The organism is Providencia burhodogranariea DSM 19968, assembly GCF_000314855.2.
GTDB classification, from domain to species: Bacteria; Pseudomonadota; Gammaproteobacteria; order Enterobacterales; family Enterobacteriaceae; genus Providencia; species Providencia burhodogranariea.
This window is the reverse complement of the sequence record NZ_KB233224.1, coordinates 82,950-102,052: the sequence shown is the minus strand read 5'-3', so window position 1 is coordinate 102,052 and position 19,103 is coordinate 82,950. Positions and strand designations below refer to the sequence as shown.

Below are 19,103 nucleotides of genomic sequence, written 5' to 3'. Positions count from 1 at the left end.
GTTAAAGGGGCTATTTTGTAGATTATTACGTAAGTAGTGCTTCAATGATTTGAACTAATTTTTCACGTGATTCTTTGTCATCAACGAAACCAGCCGCACTTATTTTGGTTTCTGGCGCGTAGTAAGCAACTGAGCCCCAAAAGCCAAGATGTGAGTACAAGGTAACTCCGTTGACGACGCTCGCCATGATCCCCAAACGATAAGACTGCCCGCCTTCATGGCTACCCGCGCTTAGCATAGTATTGAGTGTCTCTGCGTGTTCAAATACCTTGCCGTTAAACAGAGCCTCAAGGAACTGCGCCATTTGTCGTGAAGACATGATGAGCCCGCCTCCACCATACACATCCATTGATGCATGAATATGTGTACCTTCTAATTCTTTCAGGTATTGACGGGCTCGTGGAACTTTGGTTGTTGGCTGTTCCAAATATTCCCAATAGGCAGTTGCAAGTCCTATTTCATCAAATTTCAACAGTTCCCGAACTGCATGGCCTAAAGATTTTCCTGTTAGGCGTTCAATAACATCACCTAGCAAGATATACCCAGTATCAGAATAGATAAAAGACGTCGAAGGTGGAACAAAAGGGTATTTTTTGCGCGTGTATAACTGAACTTGCTCGAGCCTACTCCATTGATAATTAGGGCGTGTAAGAACAAACTTTAAATATCGCTCATCAGCATGATCATAAAGCCCACTGCTGTGGTTAAGTAGATTCCTGATAGTGATACTGTCAGTTGCATAACGATCATTGAGCAGTTGATTGAATTCGGGGTCGATATGTCGTGAAATAGCATCATCGAGCGATAATTCTCCCATTTCTAACAATCTTAGTATCGCTGCAGCTGTAAAGGTTTTCGTATTGCTGGCGATCCGTAATGGGGTGTCGACGGTGAGAGGCTGACCAGTAAGATCGCTTCCCTTTGCACAAAATGTCTCTGTACTTATTGTTGATTGGTTATGTGAGTAAAGTACAACACCGCAGGTTAAGTCTTTCAAAGATGTTTTTGTTATCATTATTTTCCCGCCATACTGCAAACTGGATGGTTATTGATTACGCTCAGTGAGTCGATCCATCGGGTTTATCTGTGTTCCCTGACTATTTTCCTTGTCATCTACATGCAAACTGAATTATTTAGTGTATAGAATAATAAGTGTAACCCTACATCATCATAATAAAGGAAAGACAATGAATAATTCAGCGTTATTTCTTCAACGTTTAGGTCTTCGTTACCCAATCATTCAAGCACCGATGGCAGGTGTTTCTACGCCAGCTTTAGCAGCTGCTGTTTCTGAAGCTGGTGGACTTGGTTCTCTAGGTTTAGGCGCAAATTCGGTAGAACAAGCACGAGAAATAATTGCAGCAACACAGGCTTTAACCGATAAAGCCTTTAACGTGAATGTGTTTTGCCACACCACGCCAAAACGCGACAGTATCAGTGAGCAGAGATGGATCGATTATTTGACACCGCAATTTTCTGCATTTAATCGTCATCCTCCACAGCAACTGAATGAGATTTATCGATCATTCTTAGATGATCCTGAAATGTTGGCGTTGTTTCTGGAAATGAAACCCGCGGTAGTCAGTTTCCATTTTAATATTCCTGAAAAAGCTGTGATTGAGCAGCTCAAAGCGAAGGAGATTTACACCATAGCTACCGCAACTAACTTAACGGAAGCGAAACTTATCGAACAGGCCGGTATTGATGCGATTGTTGCCCAAGGCATTGAAGCGGGTGGTCATCGCGGCATGTTTGATGTTCAAGTAGATGATGAGGAATTAACGACTTGTGAGTTGGTCGATTTATTGGTGCAAAACATCACATTACCAATAATATCGGCTGGCGGTATGATGAATGGGCAAGATATTAACGCCACATTAGCGCAAGGTGTTGTTGCGGCACAATTGGGAACTGCCTTTATATTATGCCCAGAATCTGCGGCAAATGAAGGTTACCGACGCAAGCTAAAAAGCCAAGATGCCACAAATACGGCATTAACTGCGGCTATTTCAGGTCGCCCAGCAAGAGGGATCGTCAATGAGTTTATTCGTATAGCACAACAACCGAATAGTCCACAAGCTCCCGATTATCCGATTGCTTATGATCTTGGTAAGCAACTTAATGCAGCCGCAAGCCAAGCAGGAAATGAGGTTTTTGCCGCACATTGGGCTGGTCAAGGTGCGGCTCAAGTTAGAGAAATGTCAGCGCAAGCTTTAATGGCAACATTAGTGGCAGAAATGAATGTGTAGGTTCTAAATAATGCGCTAGAGGAGATTGAAATAAGATCCGGATAGGTTGTCAATAAAGGCAGTGCATAATAAAAGCAGACTTTTTTGCACTATCCGATCTATGCCACACGCAATAAAATAATGCTAAAACAGTGAAAAATAAACGCCGTGACATGTCACGAAAAATGGTCATTGAATGGTTTATTTTATATAAAACGGCATGAAACATCAGCTATATATCTCTTAATTAATTTCCCTATCAATTTGTTTTATATGAGCTTTAATTGCATTTGTAGCTGTATTCCTAACGACAAATAAGCGATATGGGTAATGATTTCATTATCTGATTGAGATGTAATGAGCTACACATCATTGTTTATTTATTGATTCCATGATTAATCAATCCGTTAGGTTTAATTAATATAAAAACGAATAGGTAGGGGGGAAGTCGAAAGTGGATAAAACAGAACATAATTCGAAGCCGATGATTTAGGGATGGCTGACTGTGAGTCAATTTGCCATTCCATCCCATTTACATCACTAATAGATTAGCTTTTCGTTCTCGCTTGAATCTTTTGGTTCATCAGTGGCTATCCATGCTGCGCAAAATAGGGTTAATCTGGCAAAGAAGTAGAAGAATGCCATTAAACCAATCACTGAACCAAAGGCCGCGCCAGAAGGTGATGAGGCTAAATTGGGTAAAATCCACGTCATCAACCATTTAATCACTTCAAATCCAATTGCCGCAAGTAGGGTGCCTTTCAACAAAGAAGAACGACGATGTTGCATACGTGGCAGGATCCAGAAAATCCATAAGAACAATAAAAAGTTAGCAATAATCGAAATAGTGAGGCCGATCAGCGTCCAAACGGGTTTTAACCACTCAATACCATCTAAACCTATCGCTCTAACTATGGTTGCTTGAGCTGAACCGGCGACAGAGGTAAGGGTAATGGTGACGACAAGAGCAATAAGTAAGCCAATTAACGCCAGAAAATCGCGTAAATAGCGGAAATAGATTTTTTCGTGCTCATCTTCATTACGTTCCCACACACTACGTGATTGCGCCAAAATAGCTAAGCGTAGGTTATTGACCCAGTTGATACCCGAATAGAGCGCTAGCGCTAAACCGGTTAGTCCAACAGTCGTACGTTGTCGAATAGCAGTATCAATAGTTCTTTCTAAGGTGCCTGCAAGCGTAGGGTCGCTAATGCTGGTGGAAATACCACGGATTAATCGCTCGAGCAATTCAGGGTTGCTGGCTAACACAAAACCAGCAGCAGCAAAGGTGAACATTAATACTGGGATTAAAGAAAGAAACGAGAAATAGGTAATCGCAGCACCAAACTGATTGCCCATGCGATCGTTAAACCGCTGTGCAGTACGAATAAGGTGAGCAATAAAAGGGATCGCACAAATAAAATTCACAACACGCATAGAGAAGGTGAGCGCTTTTTTACTATTATCGATACTTTTATCTAATGTGGATTTTAATTTACTTGCGTCTTTTTGCTCTTCATCGTGCATATTCGACATTCGATCCCCTTTTCTACATCTTGTCTAATTTTGCTTAATAATCACCATACTATAGCTTAAATTTGCAAAATTCTTCACCCTAATGCCTATTTTATTCTGCAAAGTAGGCATTAGAGGTGATATACCCGTCATACTTCAATTTGCATGGTTGTTGACTACACTCAGCTAGCCGAGTCACAGAGTTTATCTATGCTCCCCGTCTATCTTCGCTTGTCACTTACATGCAAATCGAATTATTTTGTGTATATATCTGCTTAAAAAATGCAGATTAAACAAAGAAAATAGGGTTATAAACCCGCTTTATAGGTATCTAACTTCGCTTGTGCTTCTTTAAGTTCTGCTTGTGCTTCTTGTAATTTGCGCTCACGTTTAGCGATTTTATTGCTATTGCCTTTTTGTTTTTCTTCTGACAATTCAGCTTCTCTTTCTTGAACTTTTTCCAATTTTTCAGCGACGTCTTTTTGGCTATCACGATAAAGCGATTCAGGCGTGCAGTAAGTATTCACATTATCGAGCGCTGTTTGTAGCCCAGCAATACGATAAGTATTGTTATGCTTTTTGGCATATTCAATTTGGGTTTCGATCTCTTGTTTTTTAATATCACAACCATTTTGTGGTTTGGCGGCCATAGTAGAAGTACTGACTAAAAGAAAGGCCATAGTTGATGTTGTTATAAGTAATTTACGCATATATTATTCCTGGTTATGTTGTTATTTGTGTTTAGGATAACTTTTAGTATCGTTGCTGTCATGCTTAATTTATCAACAAAATCTGAACTATGACAATTCAATAGAAATTTCGCTATAATGATATGCACGAAATAATCCGGTCTATACCCGTCATACTTCAAGTTGCTAATTGGCAGCGCATGCAGGGGAAGCCTGCAACCCGTATGGCATCGCGAGTTATGTCTATCGGGCTTTATTTATCGGAATAGCTTCACTTGATGCCCATATGTGATTCGAATCATTTTGGGTATACACAAAACGCTATCTTTAAAGAATCTATTTAATAGTAGCCATTATTGGCTAATGTTGAATTTCCTCGGGAAATAAAAGAGTCATGTTAAGTTACCGCCATAGTTTTCACGCAGGCAATTATGCAGATGTGCTAAAGCACACAGTTCAAAGCCTGATCATTGAATCTCTTAAAGAGAAAGAAAAACCCTTCCTGTATGTCGACACGCATTCTGGTGCGGGGCGTTATCAGTTGACGAGTGAACATGCAGAAAAAACAGGTGAATATCTGCAAGGGATCGCGCGTATTTGGGAACAGCCGGACTTGCCCGAGGAATTATTGCCTTATATGAATATCGTCCGTCGTATGAATGATAATGGGCGACTACGTTATTATCCGGGCTCTCCATTGCTGGCGAAACAGTTGCTACGTGAAGATGATTCATTAGTACTGAGTGAATTACATTCGACCGATTTTCCATTACTACGCGCAGAATTTTCTCGTGATCACCGCACCAAAGTTTCGAAAGAAGATGGCTACCAGCAGCTTAAATCTAAACTGCCACCGGCTAGTCGTCGTGGATTTATCTTGATGGATCCCTCTTACGAGCTGAAATCAGATTATGAAGCCGTCGTTAAAGGTGTCGAAGAAGGTTATAAACGTTTTGCTACAGGCACTTACGCGATTTGGTATCCGGTTGTTTTACGTCAACACATTAAGCGGATGATCAAACAATTAGAAGCGACGGGGATCCGTAAAATTCTGCAAATCGAGTTAGCCGTTCGTCCAGACAGTGACCAACGCGGTATGACTGCATCAGGCATGATTGTGATTAACCCGCCATGGAAGCTAGAACAGCAGATGAAAAATGTATTGCCTTGGTTGCATAAAACCTTAGTTCCAGAGGGAACAGGTCATACGCTAGTCGAATGGATCGTACCTGAATAGGCTATATCTATTTCATTAACAGGTTATATCTATAAATAGGTATGCCGATGATAGATCAAACCGCATGAGCACTGGCTGCACTCCGCTAGCTGAATGACAGTTTCATTGATGTTTTTCAGAATCGAGTCGCAGTCTGGATATATGTAACTCGAATTATTTTGGGGATACGGTTATTGTTGTATACACGTCATACTTTAAATTGCATTAGTGCTGACTGTACTCATCTATCTGAGTCACACCGTTATCTGTGATCTCTGACTAGTTTAGTTTGTCGCTCATATGCATCTTGAACTATTTTGTGTATAGATTACGCGGTAGTAAGTATTCGCTTGTTAATTAATCAATAAATGGGAATAACCAAGTTATGAGCAAACATTACGACTATATTGCGATTGGTGGTGGTAGTGGCGGCATTGCTTCCATGAACCGCGCAGCAATGTATGGACAAAAGTGTGCCCTAATCGAAGCAAAAGCTTTAGGTGGAACCTGTGTTAACGTGGGTTGCGTACCGAAAAAAGTAATGTGGCATGCAGCGCAAATTTCTGAAGCTATTCGTGCTTACGGCCCAGATTACGGTTTCGATACCACAATCAACCATTTTGATTGGAAAACCTTAATTGCCAGCCGCACTGCTTATATTGATCGTATTCATCAGTCCTATGACCGTGTTCTCGGCAATAACAAGGTTGATGTGATCAGTGGTTTTGCCCGTTTTGTTGATGCACATACCGTTGAAGTTAATGGTGAAACCTATACCGCGGATCATATTTTGATCGCCACGGGTGGTCGTCCGGTGATCCCAGCGATCCCAGGTGCAGAATATGGCATGACATCTGATGGCTTCTTTGAGCTTGAGGCTTTACCAAAACGCGTTGCTGTTGTCGGTGCTGGCTATATTGCTGTTGAACTGGCTGGTGTCTTAAATGGCCTCGGTAGTGAAGCTCATCTGTTTGTACGTAAACATGCACCGCTGCGTTCATTTGATCCGTTGATCGTGGAAACCTTGGTAGAAGTGATGAATACTGAGGGTCCCGCGTTACACACTGAATCTGTACCAAAAGAAGTGATTAAGAACGCAGATGGTTCTTTGACGCTGAAATTGGAAAATGGCAAAGAGCAAACTGTTGATGCACTGATTTGGGCGATTGGTCGTGAGCCAATGACTGACAACCTAAATATTGAAGCAGCTGGCGTTGAGCTGAATGAAAAAGGCTATATCAAGGTTGATAAATATCAGAACACCAGTGTTGCAGGCGTTTATGCCGTTGGTGATAACACGGGTGCAGTTGAATTAACGCCAGTGGCTGTTGCAGCGGGTCGCCGTTTATCAGAGCGTTTGTTTAACAACAAGCCTGACGAGCATTTAGATTACAGCAATATTCCAACCGTGGTGTTTAGCCACCCACCGATTGGAACTGTTGGATTGACTGAGCCTGAGGCGATCGAAAAATACGGTGCGGATCAGGTTAAATGCTATACATCTTCCTTTACTGCAATGTATACCGCGGTAACGTCTCATCGCCAACCTTGCCGTATGAAGCTCGTGTGCGCTGGAGCAGACGAGAAAATTGTCGGTATTCATGGTATTGGCTTTGGTATGGATGAGATCTTACAAGGTTTCGCAGTTGCACTGAAAATGGGCGCAACCAAGAAAGATTTCGATAATACCGTCGCGATTCACCCGACAGGTGCAGAAGAATTTGTCACTATGCGTTAGTGTAGGGCTTCCATCTTTCCATCCTTTGGAAAATATTTTATTAAGGCCAGAAAACATTCTGGCCTTTTACCAATCATCGCGTTTTATTATCACCTATTCCCCAAACTAATAGCTCGTAACTAAACTTGATTGAAGCTTAAATCCCCTATCAACGTAGCCATACTTTGGTTTAGCTGTAGAAGATACGCAAAACAACATCAACTCAATCGATATATATTGGTAGTGAAATCAATATTGAATTTTCTCCTATAGAATTCAATAGTATGTCCTAATTAATTAAAGCACAGACATATATAGTAACCGGATATTGACAATAGTCATCTTAATATGAATACTCAATCGTTGTTAACGATAATGCATCATTTCATTAACAATGTAAGGTGTTATGCGAATATGCGTCAAAACTTAATATATGAGGTGTCAAATGAACCAAGAAGTTATTTTCGTGGAATTGGAAGAGCGTATTTCTTCAATTAGTGAAGAAAAAGCGATGTATACGGAAGAAGAAGCGATTGAGTTAGAGTAAGTCGATAAAAGCCACCCAACGGGTGGCTTTTATCGTATGTAGAGGAACATAATGACATGTTTATAACAAAACCAAGGATTAAGCGTTCTCACCATATTATCTTATCCGACGATGGAGATATTTGTATTGGCGAGATCCCACAGAAATCACAAATAATTAAGGATCCACCTGAATGGGTCAAGGTTGTATTATCCAAGCTAGATGGTTTTCACACTATTCCTCGAATATTCAAGGAAGTGTCGCTGAAAGGATGTGAAGTTAGTAATAATGATATTAGCTGTTTTATTAATAAGCTTCATTCATTTGGCCTTATTGAAGATAATGCTGTTTTTTCTGATATTTTGACATCCGAAGAAATAGAATTGTACGATCGTCAGTTACTTCAATTTTCATTAGTTGATAAAAATAACAATAATGCGATTAAATATCAGGAAAAATTAAAAACTAGCCGTGTACTGATACTTGGTATGGGGGGATGGGGCACATGGTGTTCACTACAACTAGCTATGTCTGGAGTTGGTACGTTACGAATTGTTGATGGTGATGATGTAGAGCTTTCTAACCTGAATCGTCAGGTATTATATACCTTTGATGATATTGGTAAAAATAAAGTAGATGCGGCTGAGGAGGGTCTGAAAAGACATAACAAATATGTTAATGTTGAGAAATACCCAGAATTTTCAACAACGGATAAGAATCAACTTTCAGAATTGCTAACTGGAGTTGATCTCATTTTACTTGCATGGGCCAGTCTTGGATATTTCAGAAAAAACACAGTAGAGGAACTCGTACATTCTTTAGCTAAAGAGAGAAATATTTCTATAATTGAATTGGGAGGAGATCCATTCGACATAACTGTTGGTCCTATTTATCTGAACAACAAAAGAAATAATGATTATTCGGATGCAAAAGAGAGTATTAAACATAAATTTTATAGTAAAAAATCGGATATTAAAAAATTCCAAGAAGCACGGATGAAACAGCAATTCTTAGACGGCAATCGGAGTGTGAATGCGTGGCAAAGTGCACCTTCATTAGCTGCGATGTCAGGACTTGTTGCAGACCAAGTCGTAAAAATTATTACGGGTTATGATACTCCAGCACTAGTTGGTAAAAAAATTCATATATGTCTTCGTGATTTTAGCACTAGAGAGGAGACTATATTTAATGAGTATTGAACAATTGTCAGCCATATTTAATAACCAAGGATATGTCTCATTTGATATATCGAGGTTTTTTCCGGAATTAACCGAATATGGCGAGAAATTTTCTAATATTGGCGATGAATATTGGTCCTGGATAATTAAAAACCAAGATGGTGAAAATGATTTTTATTTGAAAAATCATTCATTATCTTTAATTGAAAAAGAGAAGTTAGCTGCTTTAACTGATTATAATAATGGTTTGTTTTCATTTTCATTTCGTAGAATAGTAGATGATAATGTCGGTAATTCTATTAATTACTTCACTGAAATTAAAAAAGTTGTTAATAGTAAATTTTTTATAGACTTTCTAATAAATATTACGGGGAAAAAAATTGAAAAAAGCACACTTGTTTATTTGAATAGATTTGATTGCGGGGATTTTTTAACAACTCATTGCGACCCAGGACAAAGCTTCGGTATAGTGATCAATTTCACTTTAAATTGGAATGTAAATTATGGTGGTTTAACCATGATTTTAGATAATAAGCGAAAAATTATCCTAGATACTTTAGCTCCTTATAATATGAGCACTCTCATTTTTGATACTGATACAAAAGAGATCCCTCATTTTGTATCAATGGTTACAGCAGAAACATCTTTCAAGCGGATTGCATTGGTTGTGAGATATGATTAAAGAAAAGAAATTGCTATGGTTTGCTTTATTTATTGCATTACTGTGGGGGGGCGGGTTCCCTATATCAAAAATTGCAATTGAGCAAATTGGAGTTTGGTCTTTTAGATTTTATTGCAATTTAATATCTGTAATCTTGCTAACAATACTTGTTATTCTGTTTTTTCGCTTCCGTCCTCAATTTTCAGACATTCTCCTTTGTATACCTTTAGGTACTTTTAATATATTTTTAGTTCCGTTGCTTAATAACTGGGCGCTCGATTATACTGATGCAGCTAAAGCATCTGTTTTAATTTATATGATGCCTACATTTACATCTTTAATTCACTTAATTATCAGTAGAAAAATATATATAAAATATATCATTATTTCGATATTAAGTTGTATAGGGATATTTATTTTTATATCCCTAGATGAGATAACTATTGGGGAGATTATCATATTAGTTAGTGCTTTCTTTTGGGCAGTTGGAACTTTCTTATCAGAAAAAATTCCTACTAAGCTGAACCTTTTTTCTAAGGTACTTTATCAAAATATTGTATCTTTGTTTTTTATATTACTAATAACTCCATTCATTTCTACGGAAATATATCAACCATTGTTATTATTAAGAAATCCTGAAATGTTAATTCCAATTATTTATATGGGATTAGCAAGTGGAGTTATTGTTTATATATTATGGTTTTATATGATTGAGCATGGTGGTTCTGAGCTTACATCATATGCAGTTTTATTATCTCCAATTATTAGTGTTTTCATATCATGGTTATTTCTTAATGAAATAATAACCTTAAATATGTTAGTGGGAATGATGTTTATCCTTTCTAGTGTTTTTATTGCTTTCAAGTACAAAGATAAATAGATATGTTAGATAAAATTAAAAATCATTATATTTCAATCTACAATCTAGAGCATGCTCATAGTATTTGTTATTGGGACCAAACAACAATGATGCCCAACAATAGTTATTTAGCTAGGGCAAATGCTATGGCGGAATTAGAGTTAATTATCCATGAAAAAAGAGTCTCACCTGAAATTTTTAATCTCATCGAAAAAGCATTATTTGGTCATGATATTTTAGATGAAAAGTGGATCGGATTGCAGTCAGCAAGACAGGAAATAATCTTAAAAGGTATTGTTCCAAGCAACCTGATGAAAGCCATTAAATTGGCTTCACTGTGCTGTGAAGCATCATGGATAAAGAACAAAAAAAACAATAACTGGAATATATATTCTAAAGATTTGTCTCAGTTATTAAATTTAGTTCGTGAGAAAGCAGAGCGAGTCTCTCAGTACTTAAGTATTTCACCTTATGAAGCTTTGTTGAATGAGCATGAACCGGGAATCAGTATTAAGATTTTAAATGAGCTGTTTAATGAGATACAAAGTTGGTTACCAGATTTAATTTCACGATACAGTAAAAATAATGAGAACAAAAATTTTTCGAAAATTGTTTCAATTGAAAGCCAAATTTTGGTCAATAGAACTTTGTTGAATGATCTAGGTTTTGATTTCACCCGAGGTAGGCTTGATGTTAGTCATCACCCGTTTTGTGCTGGAAATAGAGATGATATAAGAATCACAAATGTCTTTTTAAAGAATGATATTCTTGCTGGAATTTATGCAACACTACACGAGTGTGGGCATGCATTATATGAAAGTCATTTACCGAAGAAATTTACTGGCATGCCTTGTGATAGGTCATGTTCAATAGGTATACATGAAAGTCAAAGCCTTCTTTATGAAATGTTTTTAGGAAAATCAGATACTTTTATAGAATATTTGGTTAGCATTCTGGGATCCCATAATGTTAATGTTACTCAAGATGTGATTAGAGAACACATATTAAAGTTAAAACCTTTTGAAAGTCGTATAAATACAGATGAACTTCATTACTTACAACATATATATTTACGCTACTTAGTCGAGGTGGAAGTTTTTGACCATAATCTTGATATTAAAGATTTACCAGATTTTTGGAATGAGTTATCAACCAGATTATTAGGATTTAATCCTCAATGGGAACATAGTAAAGGGTGTATGGAGGATATTCATTGGTCGGCAGGTTTTTTTGGGTATTTTCCTTGTTATATGTTGGGATATATTTATGCAGCACAGTTGTTTAGTATTTTGAAAATATATAATTTTAAAGAGATAAATATTTGGTTAAATAAAAATATTTGGTCTGTTGGGCAACGTTTAACTCCTACCAAATTAATTGAATCAACCACAGGCTCACCCGTAAGTACCAACTATGCAAAGCAAGCTTTTATTGAAAGATATAAATAATATTATTAGCTTTTCTGAACAGGGTTGATGAGAAATTCAGCGCTTATTGATATATGGGTATGACTATTTATTCTAAATTAAACTGACTAACTACACATGCGTTCTCTGGAGCGTTGTTCTTCAACAATGGTTACCGGATAACGGGATTAGCTACTCTTTAGCTCAAAAGTATAAATTGGTTGGCTAATCAAATTAAATGCTGGGATATATTATCGCCTTAATACTGATAATGTCCTTAGGCCTGAGTGGGTGAATGCATTACAAGCGTTAATTTCTGTGTAGAAGTCGATGCTATTTGCACTACAAGCTAATTTTACATCACAGGATCGATAGTTTTTATTATCATTTAAGCGGGGTGAGCTTGGTTGGACGTTATTGGAATATCCGAAAATTGCTAATTTTCCCGCTATTCAATGGAAGCAGGTTAAGATTGGCAATTGCTTTATAGCTGAATTGAATCTATATGAAAAATAGACTATTTGACACCATTTGTAAGATGATAAGTTAAGTCCTCTTACCAATTCGATACAGCTCATTTACTCGAACATAAATAAGCTATCTATCATAGATGCCGCAAGCTCTATTGGCTTTTCTGCCACCAAGACACAATATAGTCAGCTATCTGCTCTGGGTTATTGATATCCAATTGTGGGATAGTGGTATCAATGATTTGATTGCTGGCAACGGCAATAACGTGTTGATCAATTAAACCTGCGAGCGGTTTGCCAACTTCAGATCTATACAATGCGATTTTAGCGATCGTTTCATGTTTAAATCCTTCAACCAAAATAAGATCCAGTGAATCTGGATCAAAACGGCTTGCGAGATAGTGTAGATCCAATTCATCATCATTGTTGGGCGTTTCGGTCATTAGTGCCCAGCGATTTTGGCTGGCAACGAGGGTTTGGTCTGCACCCGCTTTGCGTAATTCATAACTATCTTTTCCGGGCTTATCCACATCCATATCGTGATGGGTATGCTTAACCAGCCCAACACGCAGATGGCGCTGCCTAAGTAGCGGAATGACTTGTTTTAATAGCGTCGTTTTGCCTGTGCCGCTATATGCGGTGATACCGAGTAGAGGTACTGTTTTTTTGTTCATGATTATTTTTGTTGCAGCTCCCAGTTGAGGCTATCTTCCGGTGTATTTAAATTAGCAAATGACCCTGAGGGGAAAATAATACATTTTGCGGCAATTTCCCGCATGAAAAACATCAGTTTGCGCTCGCCTTTTGCGAGATATTCATCAAGTTGTTGAACTAATGAGCGATGAAGTAACGCAAAAGTAGGGTGGTCGCGCTCAGTATCATTGGCATAGCAAGCAAGGCTATCACCTTTATTTAAAAACATGTTTTCGGCTAATGTGAGTGGAAATGAAGGAACATCACAAGGAACAAATAGTAGCCATTCCGTGGGAGCGGCATGTAATGCTGCCTGCATACCCGCCAATGGACCCGAAAAGTCGTTATTCAGATCAGAGATCACGTTAAAACCACTTTGCTGATAGCGCGATTGGTTGCGGTTGGCGTTGATCATTACTTGCCCGACTTGTGGCTCAAGACGTTCAATAATATGTTGATAAAGCGGTTTTCCGAGTAAAGGCACTAGACCTTTGTCCTGCCCGCCCATCCTGCGACCTAGTCCACCCGCGAGTATGACGCCTGTAAGCAATTCACGATAAAACATATTTATACCCTTGTGATATTTCAAAGTGCATGTGTGTTGTCTAGGAAATAAAACATTTTGACATATTTGAACGCAGATTTAGTTAAATTATCTGCTAAAACTTATTCTATTTTGCTATAAAATCAACGGATATTCATAAAGATTAATCGCAAACTTTACCTAGATTGACAGCAGTTCGCTTTTTCTCTTGTATTATATCAACTAATTTGGCCCCAAATATTCGTGATGAAGGAATAAACATGAAATGCCATCGCTTAAATGAAGTTATTGAGCTGTTGCATCCTGTATGGAAAGACAACTCGGATTTGAATTTGGTGGAATTACTGCAAAAACTGGCAGATGAAGCAGGTTTTAAAGGCTCATTGTCTGAGCTGACAGATGATGTACTCATTTATCATCTAAAAATGCGCGGAAAAGGTAGTGATGAAGCGATCCCCGGTCTGAAAAAAGACTATGAAGATGATTTTAAAACCGCGATTCTACGAGCTCGTGGCATCATAAAAGACGAATAAGCGATGGACAAAATCGAACACTCTAATTTCCATTTCAGTGGTATATCACCTGACCTGATCCTTGATGCCTTAATGGAAGTTGGTATCTACCCTGAATCAGGATTGACCGAGCTCAATAGCTATGAGAATCGGGTTTATCAATTTCAAGATGAAAACCGAAAACGTTTTGTGGTTAAATTCTATCGTCCTACACGTTGGAATCGCTCACAAATTCAAGAAGAGCATGACTTTACGCTCGAATTAAAAAATGCGGAATTGCCAGTTGCCGCGCCGATCGAATTTGCAGGGCAAACGGTATTGGAATTTGGCGGTTTTATGTTTGCTATTTTTCCGAGTATCGGTGGGCGTCAATATGAAACGGATAATCTATATCAGCTCGAAGAGGTTGGCCGGCTATTAGGTCGTGTTCATCAGATTGGGAAAAAAAGCACCTTCACGTTTCGCCCAACATTGGGTGTAGAGGAGTACCTTGATCAACCTCGTGAAATTATGGTGCAGAGTGAACTGATCACTCCAAAATGGAAAGAAACCTTCATCGAATCGCTTGATAAATTGATTGCTGAAGTGAAACAACAATGGCCGACGATATCATCGCCATTACGCCTGCAAGGTGATTGCCATCCGGGTAATATTTTATGGCGAGATGAAGCTTGGCTGGTAGACTTCGATGATGCACGTAACGGCCCTGCGGTACAAGACTTGTGGATGCTATTGAATGGCTCACGTCAGGATCAAGTGATCCAGTTAGATACCTTGCTGGAGGCTTACAATGAATTTGGTGATTTTGATGTAAAAGAACTCAAGCTCATTGAACCGCTAAGGGCTATGAGAATGGTACAATATTTAGGATGGATTATTCGCCGTTGGCAAGATCCTGCTTTCCCTAGAGCATTTTCATGGCTACAAGCTGATGATTTTTGGCAGAAACAATCACTCGAATTTGCTCAGCAAGTTCAACGGTTGCAAGAAGCCCCTTTGCAGTTGAACCCTCAATTTTAATAAAGAAATCGTATTTTTGGAGAACGTTGTATATGAAAAAAATTATGTTGGCTTTAATTGGTATCGCCATGTCATTTGGGGTTTCTGCCGCAAATTACTCGGAAGGGAAAGAGTATACTGATGTCAAACAATCAGTACAAAACTTGCCACAAGTTTTAGAATTTTTCTCTTTTTATTGCCCTCACTGCTATCAGTTTGAAAATGTTTATAAAGTTCCTCAAACTGTAGAAAAAAACCTACCTGAAGGCGTGAAAATGGAACGCTACCATGTTGATTTTCTTGGTCCTTTAGGTCCAAACCTGACTCAAGCATGGGCAGTGGCAATGGTGCTGAAAATAGAAGATAAAGTGACACCAATTCTGTTTGAAGGTATTCAGAAAACGCAATCAATCAATACGCCAGCAGATATCCGCAATGCTTTCGTTAAAGCAGGCGTTAGTGGTGAAGAGTATGATGCGGCATTAAATAGCTTCGTCGTAAAATCATTAGTCGCGAAACAACAAAATGCAGCGCAAGATCTGAAATTGCGCGGTGTACCAGCAATGTTTGTTGATGGTAAATATCAAGTTCGTAATAATGGTATCGCGGTTGATAACGCGGCTGATTATGGTAAAGAGTTCTCCAATATTGTGAACTATTTGATCAGCAAAAAATAGCCCATCCTTGTGGCGGCGGCGATTTGCCGCCACATCTTTAAATCCTCACTCATGAAATCAATATCCACAATATGGCTTATGCGCTTTTTTTGTGTTAGATCAACACGTATATAGCTAACCTATTGATTTTACATTCCTGTTTTACGGCTTGATCTTTTCTTAGTTATTGAATCTAAGGCATAACATTATTTTGCCCACAGAGTTATCCACAGGTTGTGAATGTACTAATTGAAATAATATTATGTCGAATTATTGCTTAATTGACTAACGCGCTATGAGTGAATATATCGCGAGGATTGCGGAAGAAATTGAAACTGAACGTGTATCTAAACGCACATTGTGGCATCCTATCGCAATTCATTCCTGATAAAAAGATGATGACAGATTATGGCTCAGATCGCAGAAAATCCCCTTATTTTGGTTGATGGTTCCTCTTACCTATACCGTGCTTATCATGCATTCCCTCCACTGACTAACAGTGCGGGTGAACCGACAGGAGCCATGTATGGTGTGCTTAATATGTTGCGTAGTTTGATTATGCAATATAAGCCAAGCCATGTGGCTGTCGTCTTTGATGCGAAGGGAAAAACATTTCGTGATGAGTTATTTGAAAGTTATAAATCACACCGTCCACCTATGCCTGATGATTTGCGTGAGCAAATAGCGCCATTGCATGAGATGGTTGAGGCAATGGGCTTACCTCTGCTGGTCGTTTCTGGCGTCGAAGCCGATGATGTGATTGGTACACTTGCCAGACAAGCTAGCCAGAAAGGCATTCCTGTCTTGATCAGCACGGGTGATAAAGATATGGCCCAGCTGGTTGAACCGAATATCACGCTGATCAATACCATGAATAACACCATTTTGGGGCCTCAAGAGGTCGAAGAGAAATACGGTGTCCCACCTGAATTGATCATCGATTTTCTGGCTTTAATGGGTGACTCTTCAGATAACATCCCAGGTGTACCAGGTGTTGGAGAAAAAACAGCATTAGCCTTGTTACAAGGGATCGGCAGTTTAGAAAAAATCTACGATTCGTTAGATGATATTGCGCCATTGGGTTTTAGAGGATCAAAAACTTTAGCGCCGAAAATGGCTGAAAACCGCGAATTAGCATTTCTCTCTTATCAGCTTGCCACCATCAAAACAGATGTTGAACTCGACAAAAGCTGCGAACAACTGGCCGTGTCTGAACTGGATACAGATAAACTCCACCAATTATTTAGCCGTTATGAATTTAAACGCTGGTTAGCGGATATTGAAAACGGGACTTGGATGGAAGGAAAAAGCGGCAAAAGCGCTACCCCAGCCGCGAGTGCTGTCGAAAAGAAAATTGAAGCTGTGATGGCAGCACCGATATTGAATGCCGAAAACTACCAAGTCATTTTAGAAAAAGCGGATTTAGACCGCTGGCTAGAAAAGCTAGCTTCCGCGCCACTGTTTGCTTTTGATACTGAAACTGACAGTTTAGATACACAAGAAGCACGTTTAGTCGGAATGTCATTTGCTATCGAACCGGGTCATGCGGCGTATTTGCCACTCGGCCATGACTACCTTGATGCACCAGTTCAGTTACCATTAGACGAGGTGCTGGCTGCCATCAAGCCAATACTCGAAAGTGATAAAGTGCTGAAAGTGGGTCAAAACTTAAAGTATGACGCAGAAGTGTTACAAAACTACGATATCGAGCTCAAAGGTATTGAGTTTGACACTATGCTGGAATCCTATGTACTTAATAGCGTTGCAGGTATGGGGCGTCATGATATGGATAGCCTCGCGGATCGTCACCTTAATCATAAAACTATTTCTTTCGAAGAAATCGCAGGTAAAGGTAAAAAGCAACTGACGTTTAACCAAATTGCGCTAGAGCAGGCAGTCACCTATGCGGCAGAAGATGCAGATGTCACTTTGTTACTGCATCAAGCTCTCTTTCCACAACTGGAAGCAGAACCAAAGCTGGCTAATATATTCCGCAATATCGAAATGCCATTAGTGCCGGTATTAGTCAGAATGGAACGTAAGGGTGTATTGATTGATGCTACGGTTTTAGCTGCGCAATCGAAAGAGATTACTGCACGTTTAGCTGAGCTTGAAAAAGAAGCTTTTGAGCTGGCTGGTGAAGAATTTAACCTAGCATCACCAAAGCAATTACAGACTATTTTGTTTGAAAAACTGCAATTGCCTGTTGTGAAAAAAACACCAAGTGGTGCGCCTTCAACGAATGAAGAAGTTCTTGAAGAGCTAGCCCTGAACCACGCATTGCCTAAGCTGTTGTTAGAGCACCGTAGTCTGGCGAAGTTAAAATCAACTTATACAGATAAGCTTCCGTTGATGATTAGCAAAAGAACTCAACGCGTGCATACCTCTTATCATCAAGCCGTCACGGCAACTGGTCGCTTATCTTCACGTGACCCTAACTTGCAAAATATTCCAGTGAGAACTGAGGAAGGGCGTCGTATTCGTCAAGCCTTTATTGCTCGTAAAGGGTATAAAGTTGTCGCAGCCGACTACTCGCAAATCGAACTGCGCATCATGGCGCACCTATCGCAAGATAAAGGGTTACTCACTGCCTTCGCTGAAGGTAAAGATATCCACCGTGCTACCGCTGCGGAAGTATTTGGGGTACCACTTGATGAAGTGACCAATGATCAACGCCGTAGCGCCAAAGCGATTAACTTTGGTTTAATTTATGGGATGAGTGCATTCGGACTTGCTCGCCAACTGGGTATTCCTCGTGGTGAAGCGCAGCGTTATATGGATCTCTATTTTGAGCGTTATCCGGGCGTCTTACGTTATATGGAAAACACTCGTCATCAAGCCTCTGAGCAAGGCTATGTTGAAACGTTAGAAGGCCGTCGTTTGTATCTTGCTGATATTAAATCGAGTAATGGGATGCGTCGTAAGGCTGCTGAACGTGAAGCGATCAATGCGCCAATGCAAGGTACTGCCGCTGATATTATTAAGAAGGCAATGATTGCTGTTGATAGCTGGTTACAAACAGAAAAACCTGATGCAGACATGCTGATGCAGGTGCACGATGAACTGGTTTTTGAAGTGAAAGAGTCTGAGCTTGAGCATGTTATCGAAAAAGTACGAGAGCTGATGGAGCAAAGTATGCAGCTTGATGTGCCATTAAAAGTTGATGTAGGCGTCGGCGATAATTGGGATGAAGCCCACTAATTTGCGATTTTTCTATAAAAAAAGTGACAATTT

At 39.3% G+C, this 19,103-nt stretch carries 17 protein-coding genes; 12 read left to right on the top strand and 5 right to left on the bottom strand.

Annotated features, from left to right (window positions below; genetic code table 11):
• Positions 1-25: 25 nt before the first annotated feature.
• On the bottom strand, positions 26-1,015 hold the full coding sequence (locus OOA_RS14510; RefSeq protein ID WP_008912911.1) for a serine hydrolase domain-containing protein: 990 nt from the start codon (positions 1,013-1,015) through the stop codon (positions 26-28).
• 172 nt (positions 1,016-1,187) lie between these two features.
• On the opposite strand from OOA_RS14510, the gene OOA_RS14505 reads away from it, so the two are divergent.
• Positions 1,188-2,249: an NAD(P)H-dependent flavin oxidoreductase gene (locus tag OOA_RS14505; protein WP_008912910.1), complete on the top strand. Its 1,062-nt coding sequence runs from the start codon at positions 1,188-1,190 to the stop codon at positions 2,247-2,249.
• A 519-nt stretch (positions 2,250-2,768) separates the two neighbouring features.
• Here the strand turns inward: OOA_RS14505 and yhjD are convergent.
• Positions 2,769-3,764, bottom strand: a complete 996-nt coding sequence (gene yhjD / locus OOA_RS14500; protein WP_008912909.1) for an inner membrane protein YhjD — start codon at positions 3,762-3,764, stop codon at positions 2,769-2,771.
• A 287-nt stretch (positions 3,765-4,051) separates the two neighbouring features.
• The gene (locus tag OOA_RS14495) at positions 4,052-4,453 is read right to left on the bottom strand and encodes a DUF1090 domain-containing protein (protein WP_008912908.1); all 402 of its coding nucleotides are present in this window, start codon (positions 4,451-4,453) and stop codon (positions 4,052-4,054) included.
• 373 nt (positions 4,454-4,826) lie between these two features.
• Here OOA_RS14495 and OOA_RS14490 point away from each other — a divergent pair, with 373 nt between their 5' ends.
• From OOA_RS14490 to OOA_RS14465, 7 genes are all read left to right on the top strand, one after another.
• On the top strand, positions 4,827-5,669 hold the full coding sequence (locus OOA_RS14490; RefSeq protein ID WP_008912907.1) for a 23S rRNA (adenine(2030)-N(6))-methyltransferase RlmJ: 843 nt from the start codon (positions 4,827-4,829) through the stop codon (positions 5,667-5,669).
• Positions 5,670-6,033: 364 nt separating this feature from the next.
• Entirely contained in the window at positions 6,034-7,386 is a 1,353-nt protein-coding gene (gorA, locus tag OOA_RS14485; protein WP_008912906.1) for a glutathione-disulfide reductase, read from the top strand.
• Positions 7,387-7,810: 424 nt separating this feature from the next.
• Positions 7,811-7,912 (top strand): pantocin A family RiPP, encoded by a 102-nt coding sequence (locus tag OOA_RS20135; protein ID WP_071524243.1) that lies wholly within the window; start codon positions 7,811-7,813, stop codon positions 7,910-7,912.
• Between the two features lie 56 nt (positions 7,913-7,968).
• A complete protein-coding gene (locus OOA_RS14480) occupies positions 7,969-9,090 on the top strand; it encodes a ThiF family adenylyltransferase (protein WP_008912905.1) in 1,122 nt (373 codons plus the stop codon).
• Positions 9,080-9,751, top strand: a complete 672-nt coding sequence (locus tag OOA_RS14475; protein WP_008912904.1) for a 2OG-Fe(II) oxygenase — start codon at positions 9,080-9,082, stop codon at positions 9,749-9,751. Before OOA_RS14480 ends, OOA_RS14475 begins: the two co-directional genes overlap by 11 nt.
• Entirely contained in the window at positions 9,744-10,610 is an 867-nt protein-coding gene (locus tag OOA_RS14470) for a DMT family transporter (RefSeq protein ID WP_008912903.1), read from the top strand. The genes OOA_RS14475 and OOA_RS14470 overlap by 8 nt, the downstream gene beginning before the upstream one ends.
• 2 nt (positions 10,611-10,612) lie before the next feature.
• Complete coding sequence (locus OOA_RS14465) at positions 10,613-12,037, top strand: carboxypeptidase M32 (RefSeq protein WP_008912902.1); 1,425 nt, start codon at positions 10,613-10,615, stop codon at positions 12,035-12,037.
• Positions 12,038-12,617: 580 nt separating this feature from the next.
• On the opposite strand, the gene mobB is transcribed toward OOA_RS14465, so the two are convergent.
• Both mobB and mobA read right to left on the bottom strand, forming a co-directional pair.
• The gene (mobB, locus tag OOA_RS14460) at positions 12,618-13,139 is read right to left on the bottom strand and encodes a molybdopterin-guanine dinucleotide biosynthesis protein MobB (protein ID WP_008912901.1); all 522 of its coding nucleotides are present in this window, start codon (positions 13,137-13,139) and stop codon (positions 12,618-12,620) included.
• A gap of 2 nt (positions 13,140-13,141) precedes the next feature.
• Positions 13,142-13,723 carry a molybdenum cofactor guanylyltransferase MobA gene (mobA, locus tag OOA_RS14455; protein WP_008912900.1) on the bottom strand — a complete coding sequence of 194 codons (582 nt, stop codon included), beginning with the start codon at positions 13,721-13,723 and terminating at the stop codon, positions 13,142-13,144.
• 239 nt (positions 13,724-13,962) lie between these two features.
• Between mobA and OOA_RS14450 the strand changes: the two genes are divergently transcribed.
• The 4 genes from OOA_RS14450 to polA all read left to right on the top strand — a co-directional run bounded on the left by OOA_RS14450 (position 13,963) and on the right by polA (position 19,070).
• The gene (locus OOA_RS14450; RefSeq protein ID WP_008912899.1) at positions 13,963-14,235 is read left to right on the top strand and encodes a YihD family protein; all 273 of its coding nucleotides are present in this window, start codon (positions 13,963-13,965) and stop codon (positions 14,233-14,235) included.
• A 3-nt stretch (positions 14,236-14,238) separates the two neighbouring features.
• Positions 14,239-15,234 carry a serine/threonine protein kinase gene (locus OOA_RS14445; protein WP_008912898.1) on the top strand — a complete coding sequence of 332 codons (996 nt, stop codon included), beginning with the start codon at positions 14,239-14,241 and terminating at the stop codon, positions 15,232-15,234.
• A gap of 32 nt (positions 15,235-15,266) precedes the next feature.
• Positions 15,267-15,890 carry a thiol:disulfide interchange protein DsbA gene (dsbA, locus tag OOA_RS14440; RefSeq protein WP_008912897.1) on the top strand — a complete coding sequence of 208 codons (624 nt, stop codon included), beginning with the start codon at positions 15,267-15,269 and terminating at the stop codon, positions 15,888-15,890.
• Between the two features lie 387 nt (positions 15,891-16,277).
• The gene (polA, locus tag OOA_RS14435) at positions 16,278-19,070 is read left to right on the top strand and encodes a DNA polymerase I (RefSeq protein ID WP_008912896.1); all 2,793 of its coding nucleotides are present in this window, start codon (positions 16,278-16,280) and stop codon (positions 19,068-19,070) included.
• The last annotated feature ends 33 nt before the right edge of the window (positions 19,071-19,103 follow it).

Excerpts from the sequence above, each read along its gene's own strand:
- OOA_RS14490 (WP_008912907.1), top strand. The coding sequence starts at position 4,827 with ATGTTAAGTTACCGCCATAGTTTTCACGCAGGCAATTATGCAGATGTG.
- OOA_RS20135 (WP_071524243.1), top strand. The coding sequence starts at position 7,811 with ATGAACCAAGAAGTTATTTTCGTGGAATTGGAAGAGCGTATTTCTTCA.
- mobA (WP_008912900.1), bottom strand. The coding sequence starts at position 13,723 with ATGTTTTATCGTGAATTGCTTACAGGCGTCATACTCGCGGGTGGACTA.
- OOA_RS14475 (WP_008912904.1), top strand. The coding sequence starts at position 9,080 with ATGAGTATTGAACAATTGTCAGCCATATTTAATAACCAAGGATATGTC.
- polA (WP_008912896.1), top strand. The coding sequence starts at position 16,278 with ATGGCTCAGATCGCAGAAAATCCCCTTATTTTGGTTGATGGTTCCTCT.
- OOA_RS14470 (WP_008912903.1), top strand. The coding sequence starts at position 9,744 with ATGATTAAAGAAAAGAAATTGCTATGGTTTGCTTTATTTATTGCATTA.
- OOA_RS14495 (WP_008912908.1), bottom strand. The coding sequence starts at position 4,453 with ATGCGTAAATTACTTATAACAACATCAACTATGGCCTTTCTTTTAGTC.
- OOA_RS14510 (WP_008912911.1), bottom strand. The coding sequence starts at position 1,015 with ATGATAACAAAAACATCTTTGAAAGACTTAACCTGCGGTGTTGTACTT.
- OOA_RS14505 (WP_008912910.1), top strand. The coding sequence starts at position 1,188 with ATGAATAATTCAGCGTTATTTCTTCAACGTTTAGGTCTTCGTTACCCA.
- OOA_RS14445 (WP_008912898.1), top strand. The coding sequence starts at position 14,239 with ATGGACAAAATCGAACACTCTAATTTCCATTTCAGTGGTATATCACCT.
- OOA_RS14480 (WP_008912905.1), top strand. The coding sequence starts at position 7,969 with ATGTTTATAACAAAACCAAGGATTAAGCGTTCTCACCATATTATCTTA.
- dsbA (WP_008912897.1), top strand. The coding sequence starts at position 15,267 with ATGAAAAAAATTATGTTGGCTTTAATTGGTATCGCCATGTCATTTGGG.
- OOA_RS14465 (WP_008912902.1), top strand. The coding sequence starts at position 10,613 with ATGTTAGATAAAATTAAAAATCATTATATTTCAATCTACAATCTAGAG.
- yhjD (WP_008912909.1), bottom strand. The coding sequence starts at position 3,764 with ATGTCGAATATGCACGATGAAGAGCAAAAAGACGCAAGTAAATTAAAA.
- OOA_RS14450 (WP_008912899.1), top strand. The coding sequence starts at position 13,963 with ATGAAATGCCATCGCTTAAATGAAGTTATTGAGCTGTTGCATCCTGTA.
- mobB (WP_008912901.1), bottom strand. The coding sequence starts at position 13,139 with ATGAACAAAAAAACAGTACCTCTACTCGGTATCACCGCATATAGCGGC.
- gorA (WP_008912906.1), top strand. The coding sequence starts at position 6,034 with ATGAGCAAACATTACGACTATATTGCGATTGGTGGTGGTAGTGGCGGC.